Annotated in this window: 18 protein-coding genes and 1 tRNA gene; 12 read left to right on the top strand and 7 right to left on the bottom strand. The window is 60.8% G+C overall.

Going from position 1 to position 23,626, the window contains the following annotated elements; genetic code table 11:
• Positions 1-65: 65 nt before the first annotated feature.
• The 3 genes from sugE (at position 66) to ABIT12_RS16300 (ending at position 3,450) form a co-directional block, all read left to right on the top strand.
• Positions 66-380, top strand: coding sequence for a quaternary ammonium compound efflux SMR transporter SugE (sugE, locus tag ABIT12_RS16290; RefSeq protein ID WP_348043744.1), 315 nt, complete (start codon positions 66-68; stop codon positions 378-380).
• A 286-nt stretch (positions 381-666) separates the two neighbouring features.
• Positions 667-1,263, top strand: a complete 597-nt coding sequence (locus ABIT12_RS16295; protein WP_348043746.1) for a hypothetical protein — start codon at positions 667-669, stop codon at positions 1,261-1,263.
• Between the two features lie 90 nt (positions 1,264-1,353).
• Positions 1,354-3,450, top strand: coding sequence for a molybdopterin oxidoreductase family protein (locus tag ABIT12_RS16300; protein WP_348043748.1), 2,097 nt, complete (start codon positions 1,354-1,356; stop codon positions 3,448-3,450).
• A gap of 154 nt (positions 3,451-3,604) precedes the next feature.
• On the opposite strand, the gene ABIT12_RS16305 is transcribed toward ABIT12_RS16300, so the two are convergent.
• Positions 3,605-4,369 (bottom strand): sulfite exporter TauE/SafE family protein, encoded by a 765-nt coding sequence (locus ABIT12_RS16305; protein ID WP_348043750.1) that lies wholly within the window; start codon positions 4,367-4,369, stop codon positions 3,605-3,607.
• Between the two features lie 293 nt (positions 4,370-4,662).
• On the opposite strand from ABIT12_RS16305, the gene ABIT12_RS16310 reads away from it, so the two are divergent.
• A complete protein-coding gene (locus ABIT12_RS16310; protein ID WP_348043752.1) occupies positions 4,663-5,100 on the top strand; it encodes a glyoxalase superfamily protein in 438 nt (145 codons plus the stop codon).
• An 85-nt stretch (positions 5,101-5,185) separates the two neighbouring features.
• Complete coding sequence (locus ABIT12_RS16315) at positions 5,186-5,890, top strand: glutathione S-transferase N-terminal domain-containing protein (protein WP_348043754.1); 705 nt, start codon at positions 5,186-5,188, stop codon at positions 5,888-5,890.
• Between the two features lie 137 nt (positions 5,891-6,027).
• On the opposite strand, the gene ABIT12_RS16320 is transcribed toward ABIT12_RS16315, so the two are convergent.
• Positions 6,028-6,456 (bottom strand): DUF2147 domain-containing protein, encoded by a 429-nt coding sequence (locus ABIT12_RS16320; protein ID WP_348043756.1) that lies wholly within the window; start codon positions 6,454-6,456, stop codon positions 6,028-6,030.
• Between the two features lie 259 nt (positions 6,457-6,715).
• Here ABIT12_RS16320 and ABIT12_RS16325 point away from each other — a divergent pair.
• Positions 6,716-6,806 (top strand) — tRNA-Ser (locus ABIT12_RS16325).
• Positions 6,807-6,933: 127 nt separating this feature from the next.
• On the opposite strand, the gene ABIT12_RS16330 is transcribed toward ABIT12_RS16325, so the two are convergent.
• The 3 genes from ABIT12_RS16330 to ABIT12_RS16340 form a co-directional block, all read right to left on the bottom strand.
• On the bottom strand, positions 6,934-7,998 hold the full coding sequence (locus ABIT12_RS16330) for a DMT family transporter (protein WP_348043758.1): 1,065 nt from the start codon (positions 7,996-7,998) through the stop codon (positions 6,934-6,936).
• Between the two features lie 3 nt (positions 7,999-8,001).
• Positions 8,002-9,021, bottom strand: a complete 1,020-nt coding sequence (locus tag ABIT12_RS16335; protein WP_348043760.1) for a LacI family DNA-binding transcriptional regulator — start codon at positions 9,019-9,021, stop codon at positions 8,002-8,004.
• Between the two features lie 301 nt (positions 9,022-9,322).
• Positions 9,323-10,303 (bottom strand): NAD(P)-dependent oxidoreductase, encoded by a 981-nt coding sequence (locus tag ABIT12_RS16340; RefSeq protein WP_348043762.1) that lies wholly within the window; start codon positions 10,301-10,303, stop codon positions 9,323-9,325.
• 707 nt (positions 10,304-11,010) lie between these two features.
• On the opposite strand from ABIT12_RS16340, the gene ABIT12_RS16345 reads away from it, so the two are divergent.
• The 3 genes from ABIT12_RS16345 to ABIT12_RS16355 all read left to right on the top strand — a co-directional run bounded on the left by ABIT12_RS16345 (position 11,011) and on the right by ABIT12_RS16355 (position 14,702).
• Entirely contained in the window at positions 11,011-11,958 is a 948-nt protein-coding gene (locus ABIT12_RS16345; RefSeq protein WP_407065637.1) for a sugar-binding protein, read from the top strand.
• Positions 11,959-12,111: 153 nt separating this feature from the next.
• Positions 12,112-13,659 (top strand): sugar ABC transporter ATP-binding protein, encoded by a 1,548-nt coding sequence (locus ABIT12_RS16350; protein ID WP_348043764.1) that lies wholly within the window; start codon positions 12,112-12,114, stop codon positions 13,657-13,659.
• Positions 13,660-13,700: 41 nt separating this feature from the next.
• A complete protein-coding gene (locus tag ABIT12_RS16355; RefSeq protein WP_348043766.1) occupies positions 13,701-14,702 on the top strand; it encodes an ABC transporter permease in 1,002 nt (333 codons plus the stop codon).
• Positions 14,703-14,866: 164 nt separating this feature from the next.
• On the opposite strand, the gene ABIT12_RS16360 is transcribed toward ABIT12_RS16355, so the two are convergent.
• Complete coding sequence (locus ABIT12_RS16360; RefSeq protein ID WP_348043768.1) at positions 14,867-15,004, bottom strand: DUF1127 domain-containing protein; 138 nt, start codon at positions 15,002-15,004, stop codon at positions 14,867-14,869.
• A gap of 197 nt (positions 15,005-15,201) precedes the next feature.
• On the opposite strand from ABIT12_RS16360, the gene ABIT12_RS16365 reads away from it, so the two are divergent.
• Positions 15,202-17,658 carry a glycosyl hydrolase 2 galactose-binding domain-containing protein gene (locus ABIT12_RS16365; protein ID WP_348043770.1) on the top strand — a complete coding sequence of 819 codons (2,457 nt, stop codon included), beginning with the start codon at positions 15,202-15,204 and terminating at the stop codon, positions 17,656-17,658.
• On the opposite strand, the gene ABIT12_RS16370 is transcribed toward ABIT12_RS16365, so the two are convergent.
• Complete coding sequence (locus ABIT12_RS16370) at positions 17,655-18,395, bottom strand: SDR family oxidoreductase (protein ID WP_348043772.1); 741 nt, start codon at positions 18,393-18,395, stop codon at positions 17,655-17,657. The genes ABIT12_RS16365 and ABIT12_RS16370 overlap by 4 nt on opposite strands.
• A gap of 458 nt (positions 18,396-18,853) precedes the next feature.
• On the opposite strand from ABIT12_RS16370, the gene ABIT12_RS16375 reads away from it, so the two are divergent.
• Together ABIT12_RS16375 and ABIT12_RS16380 are read left to right on the top strand one after the other, a co-directional pair.
• A complete protein-coding gene (locus tag ABIT12_RS16375) occupies positions 18,854-20,182 on the top strand; it encodes a hypothetical protein (RefSeq protein ID WP_348043774.1) in 1,329 nt (442 codons plus the stop codon).
• 249 nt (positions 20,183-20,431) lie between these two features.
• On the top strand, positions 20,432-23,596 hold the full coding sequence (locus tag ABIT12_RS16380; RefSeq protein ID WP_348043776.1) for an OmpA family protein: 3,165 nt from the start codon (positions 20,432-20,434) through the stop codon (positions 23,594-23,596).
• The last annotated feature ends 30 nt before the right edge of the window (positions 23,597-23,626 follow it).

The raw sequence follows: 23,626 nt of genomic DNA on the forward strand, positions 1-23,626 counted from the left end.
ACCGGGACGCCCCGGAGTCTTTAAACCATTTCGGCCGGGACGACCCGCCACCAAGGAGCAATCCCATGGCATGGGTCTATCTTGTTATCGCTGGCCTGTTTGAAATGGCCTGGGCCATAGGCCTCAAGTATACCGAAGGTTTCACCCGCCTGACGCCAAGTGTGTTGACTGTAGCCGCCATGGTCGCGAGCGTCACGCTGCTCGGCCTCGCCCTCCGCGACCTGCCGGTCGGCACCGGCTACGCGGTGTGGACCGGCATTGGCACCGTTGGCACGGTCATCCTCGGCATGATCTTTTTCAACGATCCGGCCACCGCGTCCCGCCTGGCCTGCATCGGTCTGATCGTCGCCGGTATCGCCGGACTGAAGTTTTTGACCTGAGGTTTTGCCAACCAACCAAGCCCTTACGCCAACCCGCAGACTCGTCCCGCTACTAACTTGACTCATTACCTGAGGCACTTGAATCATCGCATGAGCCCGGCCACTGTGATAAAAAAGTTAAGGTTCCACGCAAACTGAGCCGCTCGCAAATTTGTTAACTATTCGCTTGGCGATCTTTGTTAACGTGCCTGCGTCGGGGTGTTCCCGGCCGTTGTGATCTGCCGATCTGCGTCGCCGGCGTCTAACTCTGGAGAGCATTTTGCCCTTGCGCTGGCAGGAAGTGGCTTTGCCACTCTTATTGATCGTCGTTCTTCTCGTTCTCAAACACGTTCCGGCTACCCAGGGGCTCCCGCTCGCCCGCACAGCTGGCGTGGTCAGCTTTGGCTTCGCTGCCTTCCTGGCGCTGCGGCTGGTTCAGGCCGAAGACCCTGTTCAGGTCGATGGCTGGTCAGAATTGCGCCCCTCGATGGTGGAGTATTTTGCAGCTTTTGGTGCCGTGGCCCTCGCCATGGTGCTGCTATCCGCCATTATCATCCAAGGCTTCAAGCCGGTAGCGCCGGCGCAGATGGTTGCGGCCTTCATCGCCGCCGTGATGTTGTTCGCGGCAGCGGTTGCCATCGGCATGTGTGGCTTGTTCGTCAAAATTCGCTGGAACAGCGCCCAGATCGAACATGCCAACGCCTTTGGCCGCAAGACCACCATCGCCTGGGGCGATGTCCGCAGCGTCCGCCCCAACTGGCGTGGCATCACCATCGCCACCCATGGCCATGAGCAGGTGACCTTCTCCCAGTTCCACTCCGGCGCCGCCCATCTGGCCAAACACGCCACCAACCGCGCCCGCCGCAACGGCGAAACCGCGACAAAGGCCTTCGCTGCTTCTTGATCCAGCAACAGAAATGTTGATGGCCACCATTCAACCATTTCATGGCTGGCCCGGCTGACAACTGCGTCAGCCGGGCGTATTCTGACCGGCATGAACAAAGCCATCGTCGCCAGAACTGTTCGCTCGGTGTGTCCGCATGATTGCCCGTCGGTCTGCGCGCTCGATGTTGATCTGCTCGATGACAAGACCATCGGCCGGGTGCGCGGCGCCAAGGACGATCCCTATACCGCTGGCGTCATTTGCGAAAAGGTCGCCCGCTACGCCGAGCGGGTCCATCATCCAGATCGGCTGACCACGCCGCTGCGCTGCATCGGCCCCAAGGGGGCAGGGCAGTGGCAACCGATTTCCTGGGACGCCGCGCTGGACGAAATCGCGCAAAAATTCACCCAGATCGAAGCCGAATTCGGCGCCGAAAGCATCTGGCCCTATTACTACGCCGGCACCATGGGCCACGTGCAGCGCGATGGCATCAATCGCCTGCGCTACGCCAAAGGCTATTCCGAGCAATACGACACTATCTGCACCGGCACCGCCTGGCCCGGCTATATCGCTGGCACCGGCCTGCTCGGCGGGGTCAATCCCGAGCAGATGGCCGAAGCCGATGTCGTGGTGATCTGGGGCACCAACGCCGTCCATACCCAGGTCAACGTCATGACCCACGCCATGCGCGCCCGCAAGGAGCGTGGCGCCAAGATCGTGGTCATCGACATCTACCGCACGGCCACCATGGCCCAGGCCGATATGGGGATCGTCCTGCGTCCCGGTTCCGATGGTGCCTTCGCCATTGCCGTCATGCATGTGCTGCTGCGTGATGGCCTCGCCGACCGCGCCTACATGGCCAAGTTCACCGATTTCGATGCCGGTTTCGAAGCCCATCTGGCCGACAAAACCCCGCAATGGGCAGCGCAGATCACCGGCCTCAGCGCCGAGGAGATTGTCGCCTTTGCCCACCTCGTCGGCAACACGCCGGCCAGCTTCTTCCGCCTTGGCTTCGGCTTCACCCGCCAGCGCAATGGCGCTACCAATATGCACGCCGCGCTTTGCATCCCAGCCATGATCGGCGCCTGGCAGCATCGCGGCGGCGGCGCCTTCCATTCCAATTCCGGCACTTGGGCTCTGGACAAATCCCGGCTCACCGGCAGCGCCAAAGCCAAGAGCAGCGTGCGGCAGCTCGACATGTCCGAAATCGGCCCGATCCTTACCGGCGATGCCAAGGCGCTCAAGGGCGGTGGCCCGGTCAAGGCCATGATCGTGCAGAACACCAATCCGGCCACCGTTGCGCCCGACCAGACCCTCACGCGTCAGGGCTTTGCCCGCGAAGACCTGTTCCTCGTGGTCCACGAGCAGTTCATGACCGAAACGGCGCAACTGGCCGATATCGTCCTGCCCGCCACCATGTTTCTCGAACACAACGATTATTACACCCGCGGCGGCCATACCCGCGTGCTCTACGGTCCCAAAGTCATCGAGCGGCTGCAGGGCACCTGGTCCAACCACGAAGTCATCAATGCCCTCGCGCTGCGCCTCGGTCTGGAAGACGAAACCTTCCACATGACTGACCGCGAAGTCGTCGCAGATACCTTCAAGCGCTCCGGCTATGGCGACCTCGACGCCATCGAACCGGTCGGCTTTGTCGACCGCGAACGCCCCGACGACGTTGCCCGCTTTGCCAATGGTTTCGCCTGGCCCGATGGCAAGTTCCGCTTTACGCCCAACTGGCAGGCGGTCGCCGACAAGAAGCGGTATCTGTGGACCTGCGATCCCGCTGATATGCCCCGCTATGCCGACTATTGGGATATCAACGAGCACACCGACCAAACCCACCCATTCCGGCTGGCCACCAGCCCGGCGCGGGGTTTCCTCAATACAACTTTCAACCAGACCCCCGGCAGCCTGAAGCGCGAAGGCGAGCCATCGGTTTATATCCACCCGGACGACGCCAGCCATCTGGCGCTGCTCGATGGCGATCACGTCACCGTTGGCAACCAGCGCGGCTCAGTCGAACTCACCGCCCGCGTCTCCGACGGCGTCCGCACCGGCGTGCTGATCGCCGAAGGCCTGCACCAGAACAGCGCCCACCGCGAAGGCCGCGGTATCAACACCTTGACCAACGCTACACCCGCGCCACCCTTTGGTGGGGCGGCGTTTCATGACACCGCCGTGTGGCTCAGGAAGTCCAACAACTAGCGCCAGATTCCCTCTCCCCTTGCGGTAGGGGGACAGAAATTCTGCGTTCAGCAGAATTTCAGGGTGAGGGGTTGCTGCCGCAAAAGCTGACCTAAGCAAGAGACCCCTCATCCGCCCGTCGGGCACCTTTTCCCGCAAGGCGAGAAGGAAGAGCTCAGGCATACGTCTTCCAGAAAAAGTACACCGTGATCCCCACCCCATAAACGATCACTGCGCCGCGAATATACTGCGCCGGCACCAGCTGCGCATTGCGCGCCGCGACATATCCGCCAACAGTCACGCCAACCAGTGCGATTGAGCCATGATACCAGTCGATCGACCCGCTGAACGCGAACCGCGCCACCGCCACCAGCGCCACCACGCTTGAAATCCACAGCTTCAGCCCGTTCATGGCGTGGATATCGGTCAGTCCCGCCGTGGCCAGAAACGCCAGCAGCAAAATCCCCAGCCCGGCGTTGAAGAACCCGCCGTAAACGCAAACCAGCGCCAGGAACGCCAGCAGCAGCGCCGCGCCCGCCAGTGCCATCTTGCGGCCGCCGCTCGATCGCGCCGCCACGAACCGGTTGATCTGCGCCCCAAACGCAAACAGCGCCACCGCAAACAGCATGAGCCACGGCACCACCAGCGAAAACTGTCGGTCCGACACCACCAGCAGCAGTTGCGCGCCGACAAAGCCGAACACCGCCGCGATGATCGTGTAAAGCACCAGCCGGTCGCGATACTGCTGCATCGATGCCCAGTAGCCCAGCGCACCGCTGGCATAGCCGGGCAGGGCCGCATAGGTATTGGACGCATTGGCGATGACCGGCGGCACTCCAACGGCGAGCAGCGCCGGAAACACGATGAACGAGCCGCCGCCGGCCAACGAATTCAGCGCGCCTCCCACCAGCCCCGCCAGCAGCAGCAATAGTTCAGCCATGCTCAAACCCCATCCAGTAAGGGCGCAAATCTATGCAGTGCTGCCGCCCGTTCGCCAACAAATTTAGCTGATGTCGCCAATCGTTTCCCACGATGCACGCGCGCCGATCTTGACAAAGCCGGCGCCGGGGATCATTTAGGCCGCAGGTTGCTGCACCTGCCGCTCGCCGGGATGTCCCGATGGTAAAGTCAGCCGCGCCAGCGAAATCGACCACATGAAAGTCTTCCTTGTAAGGCGCTTCATGGCAACGCGAGCCCCATGATCAAAATGCCTTGCCAAGTTGAGGATTTATCATGTCTTTTTCTCTCGATACCCCAAGCGCCCAAACCCTGAAGTCCGAAGCCAAATCCTTGCGTGAAGAGCGCGCCAAGGCCGGCGAAAACCTCACCCACGGCGCCGCCCTCGAGGCCGTCGCCAAATCGCATGGTTTTCGTGATTGGAACACCGCCCGCGCGACCCTCCCAGAACGCATCGCCGTACCGTTCCAGTTGGGCATGCGGGTCAAGGGCCTCTACCTCGGCCAGCCATTCAAGGGCGTGCTGATTGCTGTCAGCGTCATGGTCGATATGCAGCACTACAAAATTACCGTGAAGTTCGATGAACCGGTCAACGTTTCGCCCGGCTTCACCTTCCCGCATTTTCGCCAGCGCGTGAATGCCACCATCAATGTCAACGGCATCACCCCGTCGATGAACAGCAGTGGTCCACACATGATCGTCGAGCGCGAATAGCAGTGGCGGGCGCCAGCCCGCCGCTTGCCTTCCATCGTCATATGCCGATATATCTGCGCAGCTCTTTCAGCGGATCGGATCGGCCATGACCACCCAGACCAAGCCTATCGAAGCCTTCTCCCTGCCCACGCCAAACGGGCAGAAGCTGCATATCATGCTCGAAGAGCTTGCCGTTCCCTACACCTATCACCGCATCGATATCGGCAAGGGCGAACAGTTCACCCCTGAATTCCTGTCGATTTCGCCCAATAACAAGATCCCGGCGATCATCGATCCGGAAGGTCCCGGCGGCCAGCCGATCTCGGTGTTCGAATCCGGCGCCATCCTGAAATATCTCGGCCTCAAGTTCGGAAAATTCTATCCGCTGGATCAGCGCCAGCAGGTCGAAGTCGACGAATGGCTGTTCTGGCAGGTCGGCGGCTTCGGCCCGATGCTGGGCCAGAACAATCATTTCTCGGTCTATGCGCCTGAGAAAATTCCTTATGCCATCAAGCGTTACAGTGACGAAACCCATCGCCTGTTCGGCGTCCTGAACAAGCGCCTCGACGGCCGCGATTTCATCGCCGGCGCCTATTCCATCGCCGATATCGCCTCGATCGGCTGGGCCAGCGCCTGGGAGCGCTACGGTATTTCCAAGGCAGAATTCCCGCACTTCCATGCCTGGCTCGAGCGCGTGCTCGCCCGTCCCGCCGTCGCCAAGGGCCTCGCAGTGGGCAAGAGCGACCCCGGCACGCCGCTGGTCGACAACAAGGCCGCGCAGGCCATCCTGTTCAACCAGCGCGCCCGCTAAGCTCAATCGACTTTAGAGTCTCACAATGCCCGCACGCCCCGATCCGGTCCCCTCCCCCTTGAGGGGAGGGCTAGGGTGGGGGTGCAGACGAAACGCTTGCGCCCCCGAGTTGCTCATAACGCGTGCTCCTGCCGCGCCTACTGCCCGACCCGCACCCAGTCCTCGCCCCGGCAAATGATGTTGAACAGCACGCAGCCCTTGAGCCGCACGCTGTCCGGCCCCAGCACTTCGAGATACCCAGAATAGGTATTCCCATCCTCGGGGTTATAGATTTCCCCGTCATAAATTCCCGGCTTGCTGCTGGCTTTCAGTTGCAGGATCGTCTGCCCCAGCAGCGGCCGGTCGCGCAGTTTGGGCTCCTTGTTGCGAAAGTCGAGACCCACGGTCGCGCTTTCCTCAGCGGCTGATTGTCTGACCTCGTCGGGCACCACCACCTTGCTCAACACGCCGCAATAGCCCGCGCCGCAGGCGCGCACGGTGATCTCCGATTGCTGCCGCGTCACCCACACGCCTTCGATCGGCTCCTGTGCCAGTGCCGGCCCCTCCAGCAGCATAATCAGCGCCATTGCCGATCCAGCGCACTTCATCCACTCAAAACTGCGCCGCGCCATGCCAACTACCCGAACTGTCCGGCCCCAGCGTCATAAACGCCGAATCTGGCCCCTTCAGTGCCGGCGATTATGCGCGAGCCGCGTTGCCGAACAACAAATTTGCCAGCGATTTCGCCAATTTGCCGCCACCCCGTCGGTCTTCCCCAGGGTCATTGGCGAGCCAGGCCAAAAAGCACTTGCCAACCCGTCCCATCCACCTTATCCAGCCCATGCCGGAGAGGTGGCCGAGTGGTCGAAGGCACGCCCCTGCTAAGGGCGCAGAGCTCTAAAGGTTCTCGTGGGTTCGAATCCCATCCTCTCCGCCACTTACCCCCTGACCGCCGTAAGCACTGTTCAGAGCTTTAATTGCAAGGCGGGATTGGGGCGGAAAATCCCAATTTTTGCGCTAGCCGGATTGCCCTACCGCATCTTCCGCAACGTTGCGCGTTGTCGTCAGCTGTGCCGGTGGCGGTGGTGCAGATCGGGATAATGCGGATGTTTATGGTGCATTGCTTCGTGCCGGTGCGGATGAGAATGCGGCCCGGCGACGGTGTCATCATGGACATGTTCATGGTGTGCATCGTGCGTGTGGGCGTGATCGTGCTCCAGCACTGCGTGGCTATGCTCATGATTGTGCCGCTCCTCCAGGTGCAGCCACAGTCCGGCAGCCATCAATCCACCCGCCAGCAGCAATTGTATCGTTAAGGCATCGCGGAACAGGACGAGTGCCAAGACTGCACCGATAAACGGCGCAAGCGAAAAATAAGCGCCGGTCCGCGCGGTGCCCAGGTGGCGCAAGCCGAGCATGAACATGACCAGGCTGACGCCCACGCCAAAAAATCCCACAACTGCACCGGCCACTATAAATTCAAAGCCTGGAAGTGATGCGCCAATCGCAGTTGCTAATACAAAATTTGTGCTGCCTGCGACGAGTCCCTTGATCATGGCGATTTGTACCGGATCCGCCGATGACAGCTTTCGTGTCAGATTGTTGTCTATTCCCCAGCATAAACATGCAGCCGCAATGAAAACGCCGCCCATATCAAGCCGCAACTGCTCCCCGTCCCAAGAGAGCAGCAGAGCACCGGCCAGGATCGCTGCGGCGCCAATCAAAAGTCGCCGGTCTACATTTTCGCGGAACACCAGCCAGGCAATGGCCATCGTCGCCAGTCCCTCCAGGTTCAGGAGGAGCGAGCCCGACGCTGCAGATGTTAGCGACAGGCCCTGCATCAGGCACAAAGGCCCGAGCACGCCACCAAACACGATCACCGCGCCCAGCCATGGCAGGTCCGCTCTGCGCAGCGGGGCTTCGACATTTGGCAACCCAATCACCGGGCGACCCCAATGCACGATAGCCAACCCCAAGCCCGCCCCAAGATAGAGTATTCCGGCGAGAAGCCACGGATCAACTGCCCCTACGAGGAGTTTTGAAAGCGGAGCCGACGCGCCGAAAAGAACCGCTGCGCCAAGCGCCAGCGGAACGCCGGGCCAGAGATGAGAGTGACCTGAAGATGCCACCTGCTACCCCCGCGGCTTCGCCACCGAAGCCCGTTCCACCAGCGGGCATTCCAGCTTGGTGATGGCGAAGCGCTTGTTGGCGTCGTTCGCGCTGTCCAGCTGCTCCACGGCCCATTGTCCCATGGCACGGTGCGGCAGGATTGAGGAGGTCAGCGGCGGATGCATGTGGCGGGCGATTTCTTCGTCGTCATAGCCGACCACTGAAATATCCTCGGGGATCGACAGGCCCGCTTCCTTGAGCGCTTCGTAGCAGCCGATGGCGGTGCGGTCGTTCTGGCAAAAAATCGCTGTCGGCCGGTGTTCCAGCGACAGCAATTGCACGGTTGCCTTGTAGCCGGCGCTGGCCGACCAGTCGCCTTCAACCACCAGTTGCGGATCGAACGGAATATCGGCGGTCGCCAGGGCGCGGCGATAGCCCTTCAGGCGGTCCTGCGCCGCCTGCATCCAGGGTTCGCCGGTAATGGTGGCGATACGCCGATGGCCGTGCTCGATCAGATGGCGGGTCGAATGCTGCCCGCCGGCGATTTCGCTGGGGATCACCGCCGGAAAATGGTGGTCGGTCGTATAGCAGTTGAGCAGCACCACGGGGATATCGAGTTCATACAGATAGCTCGGCGCCACGATCTCGCGGGTAAAGATCGCCATGTAGATCAGCGCCGAAGCGCCCTGCGTGGTCAAAACCCGCAGCGTGCGCGGCTCCATCTCCGGATCGCCCAGGGTCTGCGCCACCAGAATGACATTGCCGGCGTTCCACGAAGCCTGCCTCGCACCCTCGATGGCCACGACTGCTTCCGGGCTGGTGGCCAGTTGATCCACCGCAAAGCCGATAATGCCGTCCATCGCCGGGGCGCGTGGCGCGCTGTTCGGCTTGGTTGGAAAGGTCGGGGCGACATAGCCCAGCACCCTTGCGGTTTCGATCACGCGATCGCGGGTTGCCTGCGACAGCTTCATCCCGGCGGTCCGGTTGAGCACGAAGGATACGGTGGCCTGGGAGCAGCCGGCGGCCTTGGCGATATCGGTCATGGTCACGCGGCGTCGGGTACCCTTGCCCCCCTCGCTTTGCTTGGCAGGCTTTGCCCGCTTCGCGGTTTTCCGCACATCGTCCATGGAGCCAGGTACTCATCTTGCGGCACGTAAAGTGTGCCTATTGTTCGGTGGCATATGCGCTGCGAACTGCCAATGCCAAAATTGCGGGGAACCGTAAGATTTGTCCAAAAATGGCGGGCGCACAAGAGCACGCCCGCCGCTCCTGGGAGTGGAGACAGATTTGTGGCGCAGCAAGGCCTTGCCACATAATTGCACGCGCCGCTCCGGCGCCGACGGCTCAGCCCGCGTACCAGATTTTGCGCGGATCGTTTGCGGCGCGCTGATAGGCAAACGCCTCGCTCACCAGACGCTGCAGATCGTATTTGGGCTCCCACTCCAGCAACAGCCGCGCCTTGGTGTTATCCAGCCAGTTCGAATGGAACGGCGTCTGGATGCGCGCGCTGGCCAAGCCATGGCTCTGTTCGAGGTGCTGGGCGACCGCGCCATAGTCGACCGGCCGGTTCATCGCGATATTGAACAAGTGCTGCCTGGCCTTGGGATTGCCCAGCGCCGCCAGCATCGCCTCCACCAGATCGGTCACATGCACGAAATTGCGCTTCAGCGTCTCGCTCTTGGCGTCGATCAGCAGCGGCACTTTGCTGTCGGCATGATACTGCGCCTGCTGCTCGGCCGAAATCAGCCCGTCCCAGGGCGGTCCGCCAAACTGGTCGTCGCCAAAGCTCAGAACATGCTTGAAGTCGTCTTTTTCCATGATCCACGGCGCGCGCAGGCAGCAGCCGTTGATGCCATACTGGATGTAATACTGCTCCAGCATCACCTCTTCGATGACCTTGGACAAGGCATAGACGCCGGGATAGGGCTTGCGCGGCGATTCCTCGGTCACCGGCGCGTCATATTCGCTGATGATGTGCCCGACCACGCAATCGCCGCCGATCAGCATGAACTGTTCGGCCGTGGCGCTGGTGCGGAACGCCTCCAGCAGCCAGAACATGCCCTTCACCGACACATCCATTGCCTGCTGCGGATCTTCCTTCACAGTGGCCATGTGGATGACGTGGGTAACCCCCGCCATCGCTGCGTTGACGGTGTCCCGATCCGAGATCGACCCCTTCACCGTTTCGACGCGATCATGCGGCGGCAGGCCGCGGTTGTGGCACAGCGCCCGGATGCGGGCTTTCGCCCATTTGTTATCGGACAAAATACGATCCAGCAGCGTCTGGCCAACCTTGCCAGTCGCGCCGGTAACCAGCACGAGCATAGAAATCCCCTCCGCCATTAATAGTAATTACTAAACCTGATCTCGGTCAACGCCGAAAACATCTGCGTCAAAAGTTCGCTGCTTCATCGGCCAGCCAACCGGACGAAGCAGTGCAAATGCGCCTTGGACCGCTGGTTTCTGGCGGACTGCGCGGCTAGGCGAACTTTCGGCGTCCCGAGCATTTCCGGCGGTATCTGATCTGTCCACTTAATCCCGCGGCACTTCGTCGGATAGATCTTGGCAGCAGCTGAAACTGGCTGATTTGTAGCAAATCTAACCCGGTTTTCGACCTTCATCCAAAAGTGACAGCAGTTGTGTCGGCAATGGCTTTGTCCTGCAAGTCCTTCTGCAAACGAGGTTTTTACGTTCACCTGCAGGCTTGGCTGTCCAATTCATGGCCAAGTTTATTGGTGCATTCATTTGCCCCGTTGCACAAACCCGAAATCGGGGAATAGTATCCCTCGTGGCCAAGTTGATGGACGTACGTCCGGACCTGGCCCAAGGGAGGATGCCGCGCTAGCGACCAGCCAAAAATATGGCGGCGACGTGGTTTACTAGTATTACTAATGCATATAACCTATTGAAGTTCGCCCAAAGTTGCATGCCGGTGGCATGCATCTGGCCCGTGGAGGGGTCGCTTGGGCTGATCACCTGAACGCGGAAACCGCAAGCGGCTGTGCCAATGCATGGCCAATGGGAGGATTAAAATGAAATATGCAATGACGTTTGCTGCCCTTTTGGCAGCAGGCCTGATGCTTGGCACTGCTGTGCAGGCCCAGGAAAAAAAGCAACTTGCCTTCGTGGTGAACGGCGCTTCCGATTTCTGGAAAGCCGCTGAAGCCGGCGTTGCCAAGGCGCAGAAGGAACTGCCCGATTTTGAAATGTCGGTGAAGTATCCGGAACAGGCCGCGGCCGCTATCCAGCAACGCCTGATGGACGATCTGGTTGCCGCCGGTACCGATGCCATCATGGTTTCGGCCATCGATCCAGGCACCTCGACCGAAGCTCTGAACCGTATCGGTTCGCAGATCCCGCTGTTCACCACTGACTCCGACGCCGCCAATACCAATCGCGTCGCCTATATCGGCTCGTCCAACGAGCTGGCCGGCGAACAGGCTGGCGAAGCTGCCGTCAAGGCGCTGCCAAATGGCGCCAAGTGCATGGGTTTTGTGGGTCTGCTCGGCGCCGATAACGCCAAGGAACGCATCGCTGGCTTCAAGAAGGCTGTCGAAGGTCACAATATCGAGCTGATCGATACCCGTGGCGACGACATCGACTTTGCCCGCGCCAAGAAGAACGTTGAAGACACCCTCGTCTCCAACCCTGAAGTGAACTGCATGGTCGGTTTCTACTCATACAACCCGCCAAAGATCTATGAAGCGCTCAAGGATGCCGGCAAGCTCGGCGAAATCACCGTGATCGCATTCGACGGTGATCCGATCACTCTTGGCGCAGTCAAGGACGGCTCGTTTGCCGCCACTATCGTGCAGCAGCCGTTCGAATGGGGCTATCAGGGCATGAAGCTGATGGCTGCCTATCTCGGTGGCGACAAGTCGGGCGTTCCGACCGGTGGGATCATCATCGTCCCCACCAAGACGATCGATAAGGCCAATGTCGATGAGTACATGGCGAGCGAAGCCGCAATGCTGAAGTAATTGAGGTGTGATCCCTGTCCCGGTTGCCGGGGCAGGGGTTGCGTCGTGTGCTTCCTGTCGTGACGGCATTGCTTCAGTGTCGCGGCGGCGCGATGGCTGGCGCGACGTTTTTCGCTTTCATTGCATCATAGTCCGTTCCAGTCTGCGACCATCATGACCACTTCGACGACCGTTTCGACTGAGCCTTTCCTGACGCTGAAGAGTGTACGCAAGACCTATCCCGGTGTTCTGGCTTTGGCCGGGCTCGATCTCGAAGTTCGTCCCGGCGAAGTCATTGGTATCGTCGGTGAAAATGGCGCCGGCAAATCCACCCTGATGAAAATTCTCGGCGGCGTGGTTGCCCCCGATGAAGGCAGCATCATTATTGATGGTGTCAGCCGCCCGGCGCTCACCGTGCAGCAGAGCATTGCTGCCCGCATTGCCTTCGTGCATCAGGAACTCAATCTGTTCGACAATCTCGACGTGGCGGCCAATATCTTTATCGGCCGCGAAGAGCGGACGGGTGGCTTCCTCAATATTATCGATCGCGCTGCCATGCGCAAAAAAACCGCGCCGCTGCTGAAACGGGTCGGCGCCAATTTCTCGCCCGATACGCCGGTCAAGGCGCTGTCATTGGCCCAGCAGCAGATGGTCGAAATCGCCAAGGCGCTGTCGGTCGATGCGCGCCTGGTCATTTTGGATGAACCCACCTCCAGCCTGCCGCTGGCCGAGACCGACAAGCTGCTCGACGTCATTGCCGGTCTCAAGGCCGAAGGCATCAGCGTCATCTTCATTTCCCATCGCCTGCACGAAGTTGAGCGCGCCGCCGATCGGGTGATTGTGCTGCGCGATGGCAAACTGGCCGGCAACCTGGCCAAGGCCGAAATCGCTCATGACCGCATGGTCAAGCTGATGATTGGCCGCGACCTCAAGGCGCGCAGTGGGGCTGCTGACACCACGACCGGCGCGGTCGCCTTGTCGGCCCGCGCTATCCATACCGGCACCTATCCCGCGCGCAGCGTCGATCTGGATCTGCGCCATGGCGAAATCCTGGGCCTGGCGGGCCTTGTCGGCTCCGGCCGAACCGAACTGGCGCGCGTGCTGTTTGGCATCGATCGCAGTTTTGGCGGCTCGATAACGCTCGAAGGCAAGATCCTGAAGCTGCGCAACGCTGCCGAAGCGGTGGAAAACGGCATTTTCCTGGTACCGGAAGATCGCAAGGGCAGCGGTGTGCTGCTCGATTTCCCGATCAGCCAGAACATCTCACTGCCGGATATGGACAAGCACTCGCCCAATTTCATGGTCTCCAGAATCATGGAGCTGAAAACCGCCGAAGCGCAAAAAGCCGCGTTGGCGATCCGGGCGCCGTCGGTAACCACGCGTACCGGCTCGCTTTCGGGCGGCAACCAGCAAAAGGTCGTGCTGGGCAAATGGCTGTCCATGCAGCCCAAGGTGATGATTCTGGACGAGCCAACCCGCGGCATCGATATCGGCGCCAAGGCGGAAATCTATCGCCTGATGCGGGGCCTCGCCGATGCTGGCGTCGCCGTGTTGATGATCTCCTCCGATATGGAAGAAGTCATCGGCGTGTCGGATCGCATTGCGGTGATGCACGAAGGCGCCATTTCCGGCGTGCTCGAGCACGATCAGTTCAATGAAGAAAACATACTTCTGCTCGCCGTTGGCAAACAGCTGGCGACGCAGGAGAAAAAGGCCGGCTGAAGCAGGCTTGGACACGCCTTTACGGCGCGGAGGGGACGAGCATGAATAAGAAAGACCTGGGTCTGCTGATCCTGATTCTGGTGGTCGGCGCCGTGGTTGCCCTCATCAATCCGCGTTTCCTGCTCCCGATCAATCTGGCCAATACCGCCAATCTGGTCGGCCTGTTCGGCGTGCTGTCGATCGCCGAGGCATTTGTCATCATCACCGGCGGCATCGAGCTCTCAGTCGGCTCGGTCATTGCGCTGCTCGGCGTGCTGTTTGTCGATTTCATTGCCAATCGTGGCGTGCCCTGGCCGATTGCCTTCCCGTTGATCCTGGGCTTTGGCGCATTGATCGGTCTGGCGCATGGCTTCTTCATCACCAAGATGAAGATGCAGCCCTTTGTGGTGACCCTCTGTGGCCTGCTGATTTATCGCGGGGTAGGGCGCTTCTATACCCAGGATGGCACGGCGGGCTTTGCCTTTGGCGTCAGCTTTCCCGATCTGGAATTCATCACCGCCGGTCGCAGTTATGGCATGCCCAACTCCTTCATCATCATGCTGATCATCGCCGTAGCCATGTGGGTGGTGCTGCACCGCTCGGTGTTCGGCCGCTATCTCTATGCCATCGGCAAAAACGAGGAGGCGGCGAAATATTCCGGCATCCGCACCGATCGTATCGTCACCATGGCCTATGTGATCTGCGGCGTGCTGACCGCGCTCTCGGCCATTCTGTTCGCCATGTACACCCGCTCGATCTCTCCCGCATCACATGGCAATTTCTACGAGCTTTACGCCATCGCGGCGGCGGTCCTGGGCGGTTTCTCGCTGCGCGGCGGCGAAGGCTCGATTGTTGGCGTCATTCTGGGCACCATTCTGCTGCAGGAGCTGCAGAATCTGGTCAATCTGCTCGGCATCCCATCCTCGCTCAACTTCGCGGTGATGGGCGGCGTGATTCTCATTGGCGTTCTGGTCGATCAGCAATGGGGCGTCTTCCGGGCCCGCCGCCGTATCGTCGAAACCGTCCGGGCCTCCGAAGCGGCCACGCCGACCAAGGCCGGCTAAAGTCGCAGAACGGGCGGTAAACCACCGGCCCGGCACCTCCCCCATCTTGGGGCAGGCCGGGATGGGGCGGCTGCTTATCAAACCAGGCCCCAGAAACGACAAAGCCGACACGAAACGTGCCGGCTGTCATCGAGGCTATCGATAATGCCCCGAAGGGCTTGATCTTAGCGACCGCGAACGGCCATGGCGATGTCTGCACGTTCGATGCCGAGGTCGTTCAGCAGGCGAGCGTCCATGGCATTGAGTTCGCGCATAGCGCGGCGGCGGGCGACGAAGTCGGTGATTTTGGCGCGGATGGTCATGGTGTTTCCCCTTCAGGTGTTGGGCGTTGTATAGGCGCAATGCACACCATTTGAGCAGTCATTTGATTGCAAAAGAGGCATGCACCTATCGGATGGCCGGTTAAATCCCGCTAACCATAGGTCGCGGACCAACGATATCGGCTTGCTGCAACCGGCTTTGGATGACATCACTTAACCGGTTCTTGAGTGAAGCGATAATGGCCCTGTCCGAACGATTTCTGCATGCCGGCTGGACCCTGTCCCGCGCCGATGCATCCTCCAAAAAGCCCGGATTTGCTGGCATTCCGGCCCGGGTGCCCGGCACGGTTCACACCGACCTGTTGGCCGCGCGGCTGGTTCCTGATCCCTATCTGGACCTCAACGAAATCACCCTCGACTGGATCGGTAAATCCGACTGGCGCTACGACCTGAGCTTTGATTGGGACGGCAATTCCACCGCCGAGACTGATCTGGTCTGCCTCGGTCTCGATACTGTCGCCGAAATCGTCCTCAATGGCGCCATCATTGGCGAAACCCGCAACATGAATCGGACCTACCGGTTGGACGTTGCCGGCATGTTGCGCCACGGCGCCAATACGCTGTCCATCACCTTCCAGTCGGCATTGGCCTATGGCGAGGCCTTGGCCAGGGTCACGTCACCCCGGCCCAACAACTATCCCGGCCCGGCCAATCTGATGCGCAAGATGGCCTGCAATTTCGGCTGGGACTGGGGTCCCACCCTGGTGACCGCCGGCATCTGGCAGCCGATCTCGCTGCAATCCTGGTCCATCGCCCGTCTCGCTTCGGTCCGTCCGCAAGTCATCCTCAATGGCGCCGATGGCCAGGTTCACATCGATGTCGATATTGCCCACGCCCGCACCGGCCACACACCACTGACCCTCAGCGCCACCATTGCCGGCGTCCGCACCGCCATCGAGTTGGCCGAAGGCGCCGAGCAGGCGAACCTCGATCTGCTGGTCGCCAATCCCGCCATCTGGTGGCCGCACGGCCGCGGCAGTCAGCCGCTTTATGATATTGAGATCGAACTCTCCAGCAACGGCGAAATTCTTGATCGCTGGAGCCGTCGCATCGGCTTCCGCTCGCTGCGCCTTGATACTGCCCCCGACGAGGTCGGCAGTGCCTTCACCTTCGTCATCAACGATGTGCCGGTCTATATCTGCGGCGCCAACTGGATTCCCGACGATTGCTTCCTGCCGCGCGTCACCCCGGAGCGCTATAAACAGCGCATCGCCCAGGCCAGGGCCGCCAATATCAACATGCTGCGCGTCTGGGGCGGCGGCATCTACGAAACTGAAGCCTTCTATCAAGCCTGCAACGAGGCCGGCATGCTGGTCTGGCAGGATTTCCTGTTTGCCTGCGCCGCCTATCCGGAAGAAGGCGATCTGCCCGGCGAAATCGAAGCTGAAGTGCGCGACAATGTCGTTCGCCTGATGCCGCATCCTTCTCTTGTCCTATGGAATGGCAATAACGAGAACATCTGGGGCTGGTTCGACTGGGGCTGGCAGGACGTTCTTGAAGGCCGCACCTGGGGTCTTGGCTATTACCTCGGCTTGCTGCCCAGGCTGGTCGCCGAACTGGATCCGGCCCGACCCTACTGGGCCGGCAGTCCATATTCCGGCTCCATGGCCATTCATCCAAACGATCCGAACCATGGCTGCACCCATATCTGGGATGTCTGGAACGACATCGGCTACGAAAACTACCGCAATTCAGTGCCGCGCTTCAGCTCTGAATTCGGCTGGCAGGCGCCGCCCACCTGGGCGACGCTCACACAATCCATCCACGACGAGCCGATGACCCCGACCTCGCCCGGCGTCTGGCATCACCAGAAAGCCACCATCGGCAATGACAAATTGCTGCGCGGTCTCAAAGGCCATCTACCCGAACCCACCAATATGGATGACTGGCACTTCGCTACCCAGCTCAACCAGGCCCGCGCCATCCGCTTCGGCATCGAGCATTGGCGGTCGCACCGCCCGACCAATATGGGGGCCATAGTCTGGCAGCTCAACGACTGCTGGCCGGTCACCTCCTGGGCCGCCATCGATGGCTACGGCCGGCTGAAGCCGCTCTGGTACGCGCTCCGCGCCGCCTACCATCCGCATCTGCTCACCATCCAGCCGCGCGGGCAGGGCCTGTCGGTCGTTGCCGTCAATGAGCGCACCCTGTTCTGGCGCGGCCCGGTCAAAATCCGGCGCCTCCGTTTCGATGGCACAGTGCTGGCCGAATACAACCACTGGCGCCTCAGCGCCGATCGCCTCAGTGCGGAACCGCTGGCCATCCCCGCTGACGTCGCCACCCCCGGCGATCCGCGTAGCGAACTGCTTGTCGCCACCATGCATGACAGCACCGCGCTCTATTACTTCAATGAGGATATCGACCTCGATCTGCCTGCTGCTTTGGCCTCAGTCACCGTCGACACGGCCGGTGACGACCATCTGGTTACCGTGACCGCCAACACCCTTATCAAGGACCTTTGCCTGATGGTCGATCGCATCCACCCCGATGCGACCGTGGATGATATGCTGATCACCCTGCTGCCGGGGCAGAGCCGCGCCTTCAAAGTGTGCTGCCCCCTGGTTCCGTCTCCGGCGCAACTCTCCACAGCGCCGGTATTCAGGTGCGTCAATCAGCTGTTCATCGCCACGGCCTAGCCGCGGCCGATGAATGGCATATTGGTGGCCATCACCGTCATGAACTGTACATTGGCCTCCAGCGGCAACCCGCTCATATAGAGCAGGGCATCCACCACATGAGCCACATCCATGCGCGGCTCAGCCATCGTCGTGCCATTGGCCTGCAGCACTCCGCCGGTCATGGCGCTGGTCATATCGGTGGCCGCATTGCCAATATCGATCTGCCCGCAGGCGATGCTGAATGCCCGCCCATCCAGCGAGATCGCCTTGGTCAGCCCGGTGATCGCATGTTTGGTCGCGGTATAGGGAGAGGCCCCCGGCCGCGGCACCGCCGCCGAGATCGAGCCATTGTTGATGATCCGTCCGCCCTGCGGCGTTTGATCCCGCATGGCGCGAAACGCCTCACGCGCTACATAGAAGGCGCCGTTGAGATTGGTGTCGACCATGTCACGCCATGTCGCCACATCGACATCGCCAAAATTTACCGCCGGGGCGGAACGGCCCGCATTGTTGAACACCACGTCGATCCGTCCATACGCCGCAGCCACTGCTGCAAAGAACTTCGCCACCTCATCGGCATCGGTAACATCGCAGGGCAGGGCCAATGCGCCGGTTTGTTGAGCAACCTCTGCCAGCGCCTCCGCGCGCCGCCCGCAGACGGCGACGCGATAGCCCGCCTTGGCAAAACCGATCGCGGCGGCCCTGCCAATGCCTGAACTGCCGCCCGTAATGATTGCAACCTTGGTGTCGGCCATCTGCACCCTCCCTGTCTCCCGCCTTCATCGCGCCTTGCCGGCGGGTGTGCAAGCCGGATCGGGGGGCGTTGGTCCTGTTGTGGATATTTCGCGGAATCCCCCGAAGCGCGTGGTCATTGCGGCTCCGCGCCAGCTCAATGCGGTCTGCTTGCCTGCGACAGCGGCAGAAAACCTCGGTTTTTAACGCTTTGTTGATGCGGGTTAACAGGTGGTTTCCAACTGTGTGCTGAATCTGCAACATCCGGTTCGCAACCAACTGGGAGAGCCCCCCAAACCATGTTTGCGTGATTGCGTACTCGTTCGGCATGCGTAGAGTGGGTCTTGCGAATCCATGCATGGGATCGTTTGTCGGTCGCAACGCGACGGCAACACACTGCACCACGTTAAATAAGTGTGGTCGCGTTTCGACAAACCGCTGGGCAACCGGCACCAAGAATGACTGACTTTGGAGGTCAACAATGAAACTCAAGAGCCTTTTCCTCGGCACAGTTGCAGTCGCCGGTCTCACCACCGCTGGCTTTGCTGCTGACCTGGGCGTTCTCACTTCGCTCGACGTTTGCGACAACCTGGGCCTCACCGGCCTGACCATCTCTTCGGAAACCAACTGCCTGCAGATCTCGGGCGGCGTTTCGTATGAAGGCAACTGGGGCAACTTTGCTGGTTCCCAGCTGATCGTCACCACCCTGGCAACCACTGCTCCTGGTTCGGTCAAGAACAACGACGCTTCGAACGGCGTTGCTCCTCTCGATCTCGACTGGAACAGCAAGGTTGAAGCTTGGCTGAAGTTCGTTGGCACCTCGGCCACCGACGTTGGTCCTGCAAGCGTTGTCGTGAAGTTCAAGGGTGTTCAGAAGACCACCGTTGTTAACGAAATTGCAACCGTTGCAGCTGGCGAAGACGGCACCGTCAAGATCGACCAGGGTTATGTCCAGGTTGGTTCCGACACCGTTCTCATGATCGGTAAGAAGGGTTCGATCGCGAACTTTGCTTCGTCGGTTTACAACTTCACCACCCTGTTTGGCTTCGACCGCGTCGATCCAGGCACCATGTTCGACAGCAACGATGATCCGTCGTTCCTCGGCGGCCAGGTTATCCAGGTCGTTTCGACTGTTGGCGAAGGCGTGAAGGTCGGCGTTGGTCTTGAAGACCTTGCTGACACCACTGCCAAGAATGCAGGCGCTCTGGTTGGCGTCGTGTCGTATGCCGGTGCTAACCTCAATGCTCACGCCACTGCGTTTGCAAGCGGTCTGCTCGATGGCGACATGAACAACGCTGGCTTCCATATCGGCGCTGATGGCACCTTTGACGCGTTCAAGATTGCTGGTACTTTCGGTTCGTTCCTGAACAACTCGATCGGCATCAACTCTTGGCACGGCACTCTGTCGGGTCAGGGCACCTTCGACATGTTCACGATCGCTCTGTCGGGCGAAGCTCTGGGCCAGACCGGTAAGAACACCGATTTCGGCTTCGGCGGTTCTATCGGCGCGAAGGTCACTGATGGCGTCGCCATCAACCTGGGCGGCAAGTACTACCAGAACAACAACGCCGGCCCGAACGGCTACCACGTTGCTGCTCAGCTGGTTGCTGCTGTTACCGAAACCATCAAGCTCACCGGCGAAGTCGGTGTGTATGGCAACTCGACCCCGATCAGCGACTTCTACGCTTCGGCTAACGTTGCCTGGACTCCTGACACCACTGCCGGTGGTTTCACCACCTCGCTCGGTGCAGAAGCTCACCAGAACGGCTCGTACAAGGTTACCGTCAAGGCCTCGAAGACCTTCCAGTAATCTCTACTCGCTTCTACAAATTGAAAGGCCCAGCGCAAGCTGGGCCTTTCTCTTTTCGGGTCTCTGGCTACCCGCGACTGAGCTTTCGCGCCCATGATTCTGTCTCGCCAGCCCCCGCGGGTGATCCCTTGCCGCTGTTCATCTGAATTTATTCTTTTAAATCAGTGACTTGCTCTTTCCATTTTGATTTTATTCGATAGCGAAATGCTCTAGCTTTGCCCCTGTTGCGGCTAGCTATTCGGATCCAAAATGCTCAAGGTCATCGCGCGTTGGCTTGTTCCCGGCTTTGCCGTAGTTTTGGGGGGCACAGCGCTGACGGTGTTTGCCACCGAGGCCAATATTGCGAGCGATCTTGACGCCAGGGCGATCACGGCACTGGCCTCCGATCATGATGACTGGGCCGAAATACGCTTTGACGCGCGCGACGGCGTCCTGACCGGCACTGCAGCCGATGCCTCCGACGTTGTCGTCGCCGAACAAAAACTTGCCAGCCTGTATGGCGTCCGTTCGATCGTCGCCAATGTAACCGTAGCGCCGCTCGCCAAGCCCTATCCCTTTGTTGCCTCTGTCACCAATGGCGTGGTTACCCTCAGCGGCGGCGCGCCAGACGCCGCGACACGCGACCTTTTGATCGCCGCCGCCGGAACCAGCGGTTCTGATTTGCAGCTCCGCGCCGGCATGCCCGAGCGAGCGGCCTGGCTGGCTGCCGCCAAATTTGCCATCTCCAGCTTGAAATCACTGGATCGGGGCAGGGTGGAACTCTCCGATCTGACTGTCAGCCTGTCTGGCCGCGCCAAATCCGAGCGCGCCTATGGCGATCTGCTGCTGGCACTGCGTCAGGACGTGCCGGAAGGGCTCAAGCTCGGTGCCATGACTGTGGCTCCCGCACTGGCCTCGCCCTACGAATGGTCGGCGCAGTCCGACGGACACAAGATCTCCATAACCGGTTTCGTGCCGGATGACCTGCTGATCGATCGTTTCCGCACCGATGTTCCCAATCTGCCAATCGCCACGGGTCTGACGCTCGCGTCCGGCCAGCCGGCCGCCTTTGCCGAAGATACCAGAGTTCTTCTGACCAATCTGGCGCGGCTGGACTACGGTTCTGCCACCATCATCGACGGCCACAAGACCCTAATGGGGGCGCCGCCGAACCAGCAGGTCGCCCAGGCCATCATCGACGAGGTCAAACCAACGGGCACGATCGTTGTGCTGGAGCCGCCCGTGGCGGCAGATTTTCATCTTGGCGCGATCCTGGGCGAAGACGGGGCGGTCAAATTCGAAGGCAATGTGCCGGACGCCGCGACCCGCGAAGCCCTTGGCAAATTGCCCAAGGCCAATGCCGCCGCCCTGTCATTGGCCCGCGGCGCGCCGCAGCGCTTTCAGTCCGCAGTGGATTTTGCTCTGGCGGCATTGCAGAAAATGTCCCAGGGCCGCTTTGACATTCGCGGCAACAAGATCACTCTGCTGGGCGTCGCCGCATCGGTCGCAGATTATGCTGCCCTCCAGGACTTGGGCAAAGCTGGGGCGCCGCAGGGCTTTCAGCTCGAAGCGGCCGAATTCGCCCCGCCCCCGGCAACTCCTTATGTCTGGTCAGCCACCAAAGCTGCCGACGGCAAGATCACGCTGGCTGGATTTGTGCCTGATCCCAAGGCGCGGGCCGGTCTGCTCGCGACCATCAAGACGGCGGCGACCGATAATGCCATTCTGGCCTCGGGCGAGCCAAAACGCTTTGTGTCCTCTGCCGTGACCGGGCTAAGCCTGCTCAACAGCATCGCCACTGGCAAGCTGGCATATGATGGGGCGGGCTGGACCTTGTCCGGTCAATCGCGCGACGCCGCCGGCCTTGCCACATTGCAGGCCGCTTTCGTCGCACAGGGCCTGGCCGGCGCGGGTTGGACCATGTCGGTTACCGGTCCTGAACCGGCGCCGATTTCTCCTTACACCTGGTCCGCCATCCGCGATGCATCAGGGGTCACCTTTACCGGCTATGTGCCCGAGGCGGCTCTGCAGAAAGCACTGGTCATCCGCGCCGGCCAGGCCGTGGTCGACAAGACCGTCATTGGCGCCGGTGCGCCCGCCGATTTTGCCACCGCTGTCCGTGCTGGGCTCGATGCGCTGATGACCGTCGAGACGGGCACGCTGAAATTCGATGGCACGCGCTGGACGTTCATGGGCATTGCCACCAACACCGTTCATGACGCCGTGCTGGCCAGCCTGGCCGAAAAGGTCGAGATCGCGGCCTGGACTGTCGATATTGCTGTGCCGAAACCGGTCGTTCCGGCCGCCCCCTATGTCTGGTCCGCCACCCGCACTGCCGATGGCGGCATCAAGCTCGCGGGGTCCGTACCGACCGAAAGCCTGCAGCGCTTCGAAGTCGCCCGCGCCGGCAAGGTGACCTCCGACACCACCGTCATCGTCGCGCCGGCTCCGGAAGGGTTCATCAACGACGTGCTGGCCGCGCTTGATGCCTTGGCTGAACTCAACGCCGGCATCGTCTCGTTCGATGGCAAGAAGTGGTCCATTTCTGGCGAATTGCGGGCCGGCAAGGACACAACAGCCGTCGATACCGCCTTGGCTGCAGCAAGCACACCGGCCAAGGATTGGCTGAAAGAACTCGCCACCAAACTGCCTGAGCCAGTCGCCCAGGCGCCGGTCGAGCCGGAAAAGCCGGTGACTCCGGCGATGCCGAAAGCTGATCCAAACTATAGCTTCACCGCCACCCGCGATCCAGCCGGCGTGACAGTCCTCACCGGCCAGGTTCCTGCAGATCCGGCGCGTCGCTACTTCGGCGCCGTCTCTGGCGGCTCGATCGACGGTCTGGTCATCGCGCCGAACGCGCCAGAGGATTTCCTCATCTCCACCGAGGCCGGACTTCGCGCATTGCTGCTGCTATCGGAAGGCAGGCTGAGTTTTGCCACTGGCGTCTGGTCGCTGTCCGGCAAGGCCGTGGATCAGAAAACCAAGGATATCGTCGCCGCTGCGATTGCGGCGCTGCCCAATGGCGCCAACTGGAAACTGGATGTCGCCGCCCCACCGGTGCTCGATGTCTGCCGTGAGGCGGTGACCGCGTTCATGGCCAATAATACCATCCTGTTCCAATCCGGCGCTGCCCTCATAGCCGACGAATCCCAGCCGGCGCTCGATGATCTGGCCACCGATCTGGCGCTGTGCCCCGATAACGTTGTGCAGATCGAAGGCCATACCGACGCCGATGGCGACGACAACCTCAACCTGGCATTGTCCGTCGCCCGGGCCGAGTCCGTGGTCAACGCCCTGATTTCGCGCAATATTCTGGCGGCCCGACTCTACGCTGTGGGTTATGGTGAAACCAAGCCGATCGCCAGCAATGAGACCACCGCCGGCAAGCGCCAGAATCGGCGTATTGTGATCAGTGTGCTGGATGAACATTATTAGGAACATCAGCGATGTCTCTGGATTCCTTGC

The sequence above is a fragment of the Devosia sp. genome, assembly GCF_039927955.1.
Classification (GTDB): Bacteria; Pseudomonadota; Alphaproteobacteria; order Rhizobiales; family Devosiaceae; genus Devosia.